Annotated in this window: 9 protein-coding genes; 7 read left to right on the plus strand and 2 right to left on the minus strand. The window is 44.1% G+C overall.

The genetic code is table 11. From position 1 onward, the window contains the following. Positions 1-130: 130 nt before the first annotated feature. On the plus strand, positions 131-1603 hold the full coding sequence (gene wsfD, locus V1L65_RS28365) for a glycan biosynthesis hexose transferase WsfD (protein ID WP_331702715.1): 1473 nt from the start codon (positions 131-133) through the stop codon (positions 1601-1603). Positions 1604-1655: 52 nt separating this feature from the next. Next, the gene (locus tag V1L65_RS28370; protein WP_331702716.1) at positions 1656-1940 is read left to right on the plus strand and encodes a hypothetical protein; all 285 of its coding nucleotides are present in this window, start codon (positions 1656-1658) and stop codon (positions 1938-1940) included. Between the two features lie 178 nt (positions 1941-2118). On the opposite strand, the gene V1L65_RS28375 is transcribed toward V1L65_RS28370, so the two are convergent. Continuing rightward, positions 2119-2481, minus strand: coding sequence for a hypothetical protein (locus V1L65_RS28375; RefSeq protein ID WP_331702717.1), 363 nt, complete (start codon positions 2479-2481; stop codon positions 2119-2121). An 881-nt stretch (positions 2482-3362) separates the two neighbouring features. On the opposite strand from V1L65_RS28375, the gene V1L65_RS28380 reads away from it, so the two are divergent. Genes V1L65_RS28380 through V1L65_RS28390 form a run of 3 tightly spaced genes read left to right on the plus strand, consistent with a single transcriptional unit; the run spans position 3363 to position 5921 of the window. Next, the gene (locus V1L65_RS28380) at positions 3363-4148 is read left to right on the plus strand and encodes an ABC transporter ATP-binding protein (RefSeq protein ID WP_331702718.1); all 786 of its coding nucleotides are present in this window, start codon (positions 3363-3365) and stop codon (positions 4146-4148) included. A 51-nt stretch (positions 4149-4199) separates the two neighbouring features. Next, positions 4200-5153, plus strand: a complete 954-nt coding sequence (locus tag V1L65_RS28385) for an ABC transporter substrate-binding protein (protein WP_442955731.1) — start codon at positions 4200-4202, stop codon at positions 5151-5153. Positions 5154-5156: 3 nt separating this feature from the next. Then, the gene (locus V1L65_RS28390) at positions 5157-5921 is read left to right on the plus strand and encodes an ABC transporter permease (protein WP_331702720.1); all 765 of its coding nucleotides are present in this window, start codon (positions 5157-5159) and stop codon (positions 5919-5921) included. Between the two features lie 27 nt (positions 5922-5948). Here the strand turns inward: V1L65_RS28390 and V1L65_RS28395 are convergent, their stop codons facing one another. Beyond that, positions 5949-6401 carry a winged helix-turn-helix transcriptional regulator gene (locus tag V1L65_RS28395; RefSeq protein ID WP_331702721.1) on the minus strand — a complete coding sequence of 151 codons (453 nt, stop codon included), beginning with the start codon at positions 6399-6401 and terminating at the stop codon, positions 5949-5951. A gap of 104 nt (positions 6402-6505) precedes the next feature. Between V1L65_RS28395 and V1L65_RS28400 the strand changes: the two genes are divergently transcribed. Both V1L65_RS28400 and V1L65_RS28405 read left to right on the plus strand, forming a co-directional pair. Then, positions 6506-7036, plus strand: a complete 531-nt coding sequence (locus V1L65_RS28400) for a DUF4242 domain-containing protein (protein WP_331702722.1) — start codon at positions 6506-6508, stop codon at positions 7034-7036. Positions 7037-7049: 13 nt separating this feature from the next. Next, on the plus strand, positions 7050-8120 hold the full coding sequence (locus V1L65_RS28405) for an acyl-CoA dehydrogenase family protein (RefSeq protein WP_331702723.1): 1071 nt from the start codon (positions 7050-7052) through the stop codon (positions 8118-8120). The last annotated feature ends 218 nt before the right edge of the window (positions 8121-8338 follow it).

Raw genomic sequence — 8338 nt, forward strand, 5'->3', positions numbered from 1 at the left:
CTAAATACAATTATAAAATAGATCGAATTCAATTTTTCTGCTAAAATATGGTACAGGGCCGGGCGAAAACTTGCAAATTAACAGTACGGCTCCATATAATGAAAACTTGAACAAGTAGCCGTTTATTTTTATGAAGGTTGTAGTTCCTTACGAAAGAGGTACAAAAGCTATGCATATTTTACGAAAGCTAAGCAGTAAAATTGAAGTTATTTTTGTTATTGCGGGAGCCGCAATTCTAATTAGCCTGCTATTCATGAAGCCCTTTGTTGGTGTAGCGGATAACGGTGACTTTTTGCGAATTATGGGTACGATGGGGCTTAATTATGGCGTTTTGGACGAGCCGTATGAGGATCGCTTTTTCAGCTTTTCGCACATCCACTTTTCCTATGATTCGTTCTTCAGAGGCTTCTATATGTCCTCGCATATACTATTAGTTGGCCTTGCACGTTTTGTTGGCATGATCTTCAATGGCTCTATGTTTGATATCCGGGTGCTGGGCACGATGTTTGGCGTGCTGCTGCTTACGGCGGGCTACACCATTATCGCTGGGAGCAAATCGCGTTCCCGCTTAACGAGTATTGTGCTTGCGGCATTATTGCTGTTTGTGTTTTTTGATATCGGCTATACAGCGTATTTTAACTCCTTATTTGGTGAGCCGGTTTCACTCATCTTTTTGCTGCTCACTGCTGGGCTCGGCTTGCTTCTGGCAAGAATAGAGCACCCAAGTAAAACACTGCTCGTTTTATTTTTCATATCGATCCTGTTTCTCGTTGGCTCCAAGACGCAGAATGCCCCGATTGGTGTTGGCTTTGCTCTGCTTGGATTACGCTATGCGATGCTTCGTTCGGATAATGGCTGGCGTAAGCTAGCATATATACTGTCTGCTGTTACGTTACTCGGTTCAATTGCCATGTACGTTGCAGCACCAAAAGATTTTAAAAATATTAACTTATATCAAACCGTATTTTTCGGAATTTTGAAGGACTCTCCAGATGTAGAGGGAGATTTGAAAAAGCTCGGCTTGCCGCAGCATCTGTCTGTACTGGCGAATACGAATTATTTTCAGGGCGGCACAGCAATCAAGCAGGACGCACCTTCTATGACTGCGGACTTTTATGACCGCATTTCTCATATGAGTGTATTAAAATTTTATTTGACGCACCCCGGCAGGCTGATTTCTAAAATGGAGTATGCTGCTGAAAATGGCATGATGATCCGGCCTTATTATTTGGGCAGCTTTGAGAAGAGCGAAGGGAAACAGCCAGGAGCGATTTCCTTTAAATACAGCGCTTGGAGCGAATTTAAAAAGCAGAATGTGCCTAATAAGCTGTGGTTTGTGCTAACTGTGTTCGCTGTATATTTTATAATCGCTGTAATTGAATGGCTGAAAAGGATAGACATGCGTCACCGAGTTGCTTGTGAGCTATTTATTTTAATTGGGCTGACAGGGCTGTTCAGCTTTCTGATCCCGATTCTGGGCGATGGGCAGGCAGATCTTGGCAAGCATTTGTTCATGTTTAATGTCATATTCGATGCTGTGCTTATCGCTATTGTAACGTGGATTGTTTATCAAATTAGCTCAGTTGTAATGAGGCGGAGTTAAGCAGGAGGCGAGTCGTTCTGCTGGCTCGATAGAAATAATTTCAGAAGGCATAGTGTTAGGTGATCTGAAAGATATTCAACTTTCATTTAATAAAAGGGGAGAAGGACGTTACCTGTTTAAATCTCTTGAAAAGAATAAACAAATACCAGAAAGTGAGATCAAAATTATATTTGCCAATAACGCTATGAGTAAAATAACAATTTTGATTATACATAAGGATAGTCCGCAAGAGTGGACGGGTATGATTACAGCACCTGCTAATAACCGAAATGAAGCATTGCTGATTTCAAATGATTTAATGAAAAGATTTCTGCAAGGGAAATCAGTGCTTGAATGAATGAATAAGAGCTTGGCTGACCTTATACCAGATTACATCTAAATAAAACCTTTCCCAAGTGCCAATCCATTTAGGATGAGGCACTTTTCACTTTCATTCTTCCATATAAATTGCAAAGTGTTGAAAGATTTCTTGAAAGCAAGAGGGGATCGACCCAACATCCTTATTAAAGTCGCTATCAAATCGGAAACTTTTGTCGATATTCATGCAGTTCTTTTTGAAAACGATGGAAAGGACTTGATAGCATTTTTATATTTCGTTTTAATTCGCTTTTCTTTTTTCGATTATGTTGACATTCGTCGAGTTGATCAATATATTTATCTATTTTTTCACGTAGAGTTATGATGAACCCGATTGCAATATGTGATTTAGCCAACTCATGAAGATCAGCAGCAAGAGCCTTACTCAAATTCCGAAGATCCGGAAGGTGTAATGATTTTGTCACATAAAAAACCTCTGGCGTAAAGTCCTCACGGTAATCTTGCCCCGGGACTTGCTCCCAAAAGTCATTCCATTCTTGTAGGAGGCCGGTTTCATACAAAAAGAACTTTAAAAACCCGCATAACCATGCCGTACAACTTGTATTTCGTTTTTGGCAGCCTATACCGTTGACAAGATGTCCGCACCCTTGACAGCAGGAACCTCCATTAGCGATACAAACGTTACAAATGGAATCGGACCCGATCTCATGTAACGCATGAATTCCTACTGTTATGACGGTTTGTCTGCTTACCAGCATGAAAGACGTAGTCGATTCGTGAGAGGATGACGAAACTTGTTGTGATGTGTCATTACTCCTAGAGTCTGGCATTCGCACCCACTCCTTTTTTTAAGATAATAGAAGGTATAAGTTTCTACAGGTCATTACAACGACTTGAATCTAACGAAGATTAAATGCTCTATTTGGCGAAAATCAGCTCGTTAAAAAAATTAACGAATATCATTGCGCATGTGTGACTTTCCACTCATTTTAGCACTGTTAGGGGCAAATAAGATCGTATATATTCGTTAGATTTCAAAAAGGCTCTTTATAGACGAAATAGCGCTCTCACGATTCGTTAGCTCATTTGAGTGACTTCATCGGTAAACGTGCTCGTCCAAAGGGCGGCGGAAGCCGTTTATTCTAGTGTGAATAATCAAATAATCATATATTTGAATATAACGGGTATTATACAGGAGCTGCAACGAAATCACAATCCATGCACTGGTATACCTCTCTTTTTACAGTTTTTGTATATTGCGATCCTGAGTTAAATCATTAAAATGTGAGGCTCTTTTTGTAATTCCTTTACAAAATCCTTTTACATAACTTAGAAATTGTTGGTTGTTTTTTTTAACAAAGTATATTATTATCTACTTAATTCCTATTTGTTTAATGGGATATATGGGTTTAGTGTGATTCGGTGAGGGGGGACAATTGATTTGAGTACTGTGCCGGCTGTTAAAGCTGATCGATTGTATAAAAGCTTCGCGCAGGGCGATAAGCAAGAACAAGTGCTGCATGATATTTCCTTCGACATTGAGGAAGGGGAAATTGTTTCATTACTTGGACAGAGCGGTTGCGGCAAAAGTACGCTGCTTAATGTAATTGGCGGATTTGAAGGCAGTGACAGTGGCGAGGTGCGGATAACCGGCGATGTAGTTAAGCGTCCGGGCCGCCATTGCGTTATGCTGTTTCAAGAATATGGTCTGCTGCCTTGGCGTTCAGTATTGGCCAATGTAGAGATTGGGCTAGAAGCGCTGAGGCTACCCAAGAAGGAAGTGCAGGAACGTGCGCTTACTTATATTAGATTGGTGGGCCTAGAGGATAAAGCGTCCGCTTTTCCCAGTCAATTGTCCGGCGGGATGAAGCAGCGCACAGCGCTGGCTAGAGCACTCGCTATGAAGCCCAAGCTGCTGCTGATGGATGAACCGTTCGCCGCATTGGATACATTTACACGATATGCGCTTCAGGATGAATTGCTGCGTATTCAGCAGCAAGAGAAGGTTACAGTCGTTCTCGTTACTCATGATATTGACGAAGCTGTTTATTTATCGAATCGCGTGCTAATCATGCAGCCTTCTCCTGGTAGAATCAGTGACGAAATACGGATTGAAGCTGCCAGGCCGCTCGATCGCGGCCATGCGGATTTTCAATATTACCGCAAGCAAATATTAACGCAGTTCCGCTTGTCGGGGCTTCAGTCAGAGGAAGAATTCACCATATAGCAGGAGGAATCGGCTTTGAAATCATTCGTACATTTTAAGAAGTTTCATGTAATGGCTATTATAGCAGTTTTACTCGTACTATCTGCTTGCAGCTCGGCCGGTAATGGCAAGGAAGCAAAGCCTGGTATTGAGAAGAAGCGTATAGTGCAGATCGGCTACTTGCCAATCACGCATGCCGCACCGCTTTATATTGAGGAAGAGCTTGGGCTTGCAGATGGAGGCTATGACAATTTTGAGCTAAAGCTAGTGAAGTTTGGTTCCTGGCCAGATTTAATGGACGCGCTCAATACGGGGAAAATCGATGGGGCGTCTGTTCTGATCGAGCTCGCGATGAGAGCTAAGGAGCAAGGTGTCGATCTTAAAGCAGTTGCGCTTGGCCATAAGGATGGCAATGTCATCGTCGCCGCGCCGGATATTAATAGTGTGCAGGACTTGAAGGGCAAGCCGTTTGCCATTCCGCACAAATATTCAACGCATAACGTGCTGCTTTATCAGATGCTGAAGGGAGCAGGCTTGCAGTATACCGATGTTGAAGCCGTTCAATTGCCTCCTGCTGAGATGCCTGTTGCTTTAGCTGAAGGCAGAATTTCAGGATATGTCGTAGCGGAGCCGTTTGGCGCCAAAGCGGTTGTCATTGATAAAGGCAAGGTACTGTTCCAATCCGAGGAGCTATGGCCGGAATCAGTAGACTGCGCATTCGTTTTGCGCGGGGCGCTGATTAAGGATGAGCCGAATATTGCGCAAGAGCTGGTCGAGAAATATGTAGCTGCGGGAAAGGTAGCCGAGCAGAAGGATCAGCAGGCCAAGCAAATTTTGAAAAAATATATGAATGTGGATGACAATGTACTGGAACTGTCTTTGCAGTGGATCAAGTACGATGAGCTGAAGCTGGATGAAGCCTCCTATGAGGTGCTTCGCCAATATATGATTGAGATGGAGCTTTCCGAGCAGCCGCCTACGTTCGAGGAGTTTGTAGACAATTCACTTATTGAAAAGGTGCTGTAGTCCATGCGTGCTTTAAAGAAAACAGGTTATGTGCTTATCGCTTTGACGATTTTGCTTTCTTTGTGGCAATTAGTCGTATCTTTGGAGCTGTACGAACGATCGCTGCTCCCTTCTCCAGCAGATGTGGGTAATGCAATTGTAGAACTTATAAACACCGGAACGATATTCGAGCATTTCAGAGTTAGCCTATTCCGCTTTGTAACCGGCTATGTCTCAGCGTCTATTGTTGGTATTGTGCTCGGCATTCTGCTTGGAAGAATGAAGGTACTGTGGAATATTGTAGACCCTATCGTCCAAACGCTTCGTCCGGTGTCGCCAATTGCCTGGTCGCCGTTCATTGTATTGTGGTTTGGAATTGGCAATGCGCCTGCTATCGTCATTATATTTCTGGCAGCATTTTTTCCTGTATTGCTCTCCACCGTTTCTGGTGTTAAAAAGGTGAATCCCATCTACATCAAGCTGGCGCAAAATTTGGAGCTTAGTCGGACATCGCTGCTGACTAAAGTTATTTTTCCGGCGGCATTTCCTACCATTGCCAATGGGCTTCATATTGCAGTGGGCACAGCGTGGATTTTCCTCGTATCTGGCGAAATGGTCGGAGCCCAATCCGGACTAGGCTTTCTAATCGTAGACAGCCGCAACATGATACGTCTTGACTTGGTGCTTGCAGGCATACTGTTTATTGGAATATGCGGCCTGCTGCTTGACCAGTGCGTCCGCCTCTTCGAGCGATGGATGGAGAAGCAGTGGGGCATTATTCCCAAATAACATTGTAAAAGACGCTGTCAGCCAAATCTAGACTTTGGCTACAGCGTCCTCTGAGCGGTCAATTTCTACTGCTTTAACGTTTTCGGTTACTTTTTGGCATTCATCACAGTAGCATACGAGACGAACCTCATGACCGCATTCTTGATGCACAAGCTTTTTATAGCATTTTGGCAAATGCTGTTGCCCCCAAAGGAGCAGCGCATGAAAGACAGTTTCCAAGCTTTGACCGCTCTCAGTCAGCTTATAGTCGTAGCGCGGCGGATGAGAGGAGTAGAGGGAGACGGTAAGCATTCCGGCATCCTCCAAATATTTCAGCCGTTCGGAAAGCAGCTTGGAGGATAGTCCCTTTAAATTACTTTTAATTTCGCTGAAGGTATGATGCCCAATCAATAACTCATGAATGATCAGCAGCGTCCATCGGTCGCCGATCAGATTAAGTGTTTGAGCGATATTGCAGGGCAAGTCGTATCTGGTTTTCATTTCGGTCCTCCTACTATGTGTTCCACCTATATGGTTTAAATTTTACACTAAGTATTAAAAGTTAACAATCGCAAGCCACTACATTAAAAAGGAGATTGATTTCAATGTCATTATTTCTAATCGAGTCCAGCTTTGAGGGAAAAGTAAACGAGGTTAATGAATTTAATGCGCTAGTTGCCAGCCTTCGTGAGACGGTTGCTGCAAAAGATGTAAAGCTGCTGGAGGTTCAAGTTTCCAAAGGATTTGATCGAGCATTCTTTATTTTCGAGGGCAGTGAGTCTGATATTCGTGCAAGTCTTGAAGACGCGCAAGTTTCTATTTTGCTATTAAAGGAAGTTCGCTTGATTGGCAAGCAGCAGGAGGAAGTTGGCGCTTCTGATGAAGGGCTGAACTATTTGGTAGAGTGGAACTTGCCGGAGCATTTGACGATGGAGCAATATTTGGAGAGAAAAAGAAATAATTCCGTACATTATGCAGAGGTTCCTGAAGTATCCTTCTCCCGCACGTATGTTTGCGAGGATATGACGAAATGTCTATGCTTCTACAACGCACCGGACGAGGCTGCTGTAAAGCGCGCCCGTGAAGCGGTAAAAGCGCCAATTGACGCCATTACAGAAATTTTGCCTAAGGAATAGAGCGATGCCGACCATGAATGCTGAGTCATTTCGCGGGCTGGGAGAAGTCGTTAAACAAAATTTAAAGCCGTATGTAAAACGGATTGATGTAGACGCTTATTACCCTGCTGATTACTTGACTGCGCTAGGACGAGAAGGGTATTTGAGTTCTGCTGGCAAGGAGCAGGCGGACGTTCGTGTTAACTCCGTAAAGCTGTTGGAGGAAACATCCGCAACCTGTATGACAACAGGCTTTAATTTGTGGTGCCATCAGGCGCTGCTAACTTACGTAAGGCTTAGTGAGAATGAGAAGCTGAAGGGGCAATTGCTGCATCGGCTCGAAAATGGTGAACTCCTTGGCGGAACCGGGCTGTCTAACCCAATGAAGTTTTATGCGGGGATTGACCAGCTTTACCTTAAAGCTAAGCGAGTGAAAAATGGCTACTTGTTATCCGGTAATTTGCCGATGGTATCGAATCTCGGTGAAAACCACTGGTTTGCGGTAATTGCTGCAGCCGATGATAATAAGCGAATTATGACTGTTGTGCCTTGCCATTCGGCAGGACTTAAAATGATCGAGCAAACAGGCTTTCTCGGACTTAACGGCAGCGCCACTTATGCTTGCCAATTTCGTGATGTGCTCGTACCTGACGACTGGGTGTTGTCTGACCAGGCTGATGATTACGTACAAATCGTGCGGCCGACCTTTGTTTTGTACCAAATCCCGCTCGGACTTGGCGTGATTGCCGCATCCCTGCATGCCATCCGGCAAGCCAAGGATAAACAGTGCGGTTGCAACTCATACTTGCCTGTACAGGCGGAGCAATTGGAGAGAGAGCTGGAGCGTTTGCGCGCGGAGACGCTGCGCCTTGCGGCAGCGCCGGATATTCAGGCGTTATGGCCAGACCTTCTTAAGGTTAGGCTTGCCACAGTGTATTTAACCTTGAACGCAGTGCAGGCCTGCATGCTGCATCAAGGAAGCGCAGGCTACACATTCAGCAGCCATCCTTCACGCAGATTGCGCGAAGCTTACTTCTTCGCCAACCTGACACCGACGGTTCGTCATTTGGAGAAGCTTACGAGTAGAGTTCCGGTAGACGAATAGGGTCAGTATAATGAAGGAACGAAGCTGAATGCATTTTGTTCAGGTTGTTGAAAGCTCTAACGAATCCTAGCAGCGCTATTATACCGAAAAAGCTCGTTTTAAAAATGTAACGAATCCTGACGTGCTTATTAACTGTAAAACGCAGCTTAAATGACCATTTGTTCACAGATAGCGCCTTTACGATGCGTTACAATTTCAAAAGGTACATTTTATACGAT

The sequence above is a fragment of the Paenibacillus sp. IITD108 genome (assembly GCF_036541265.1).
Classification (GTDB): domain Bacteria; phylum Bacillota; class Bacilli; order Paenibacillales; family Paenibacillaceae; genus Pristimantibacillus.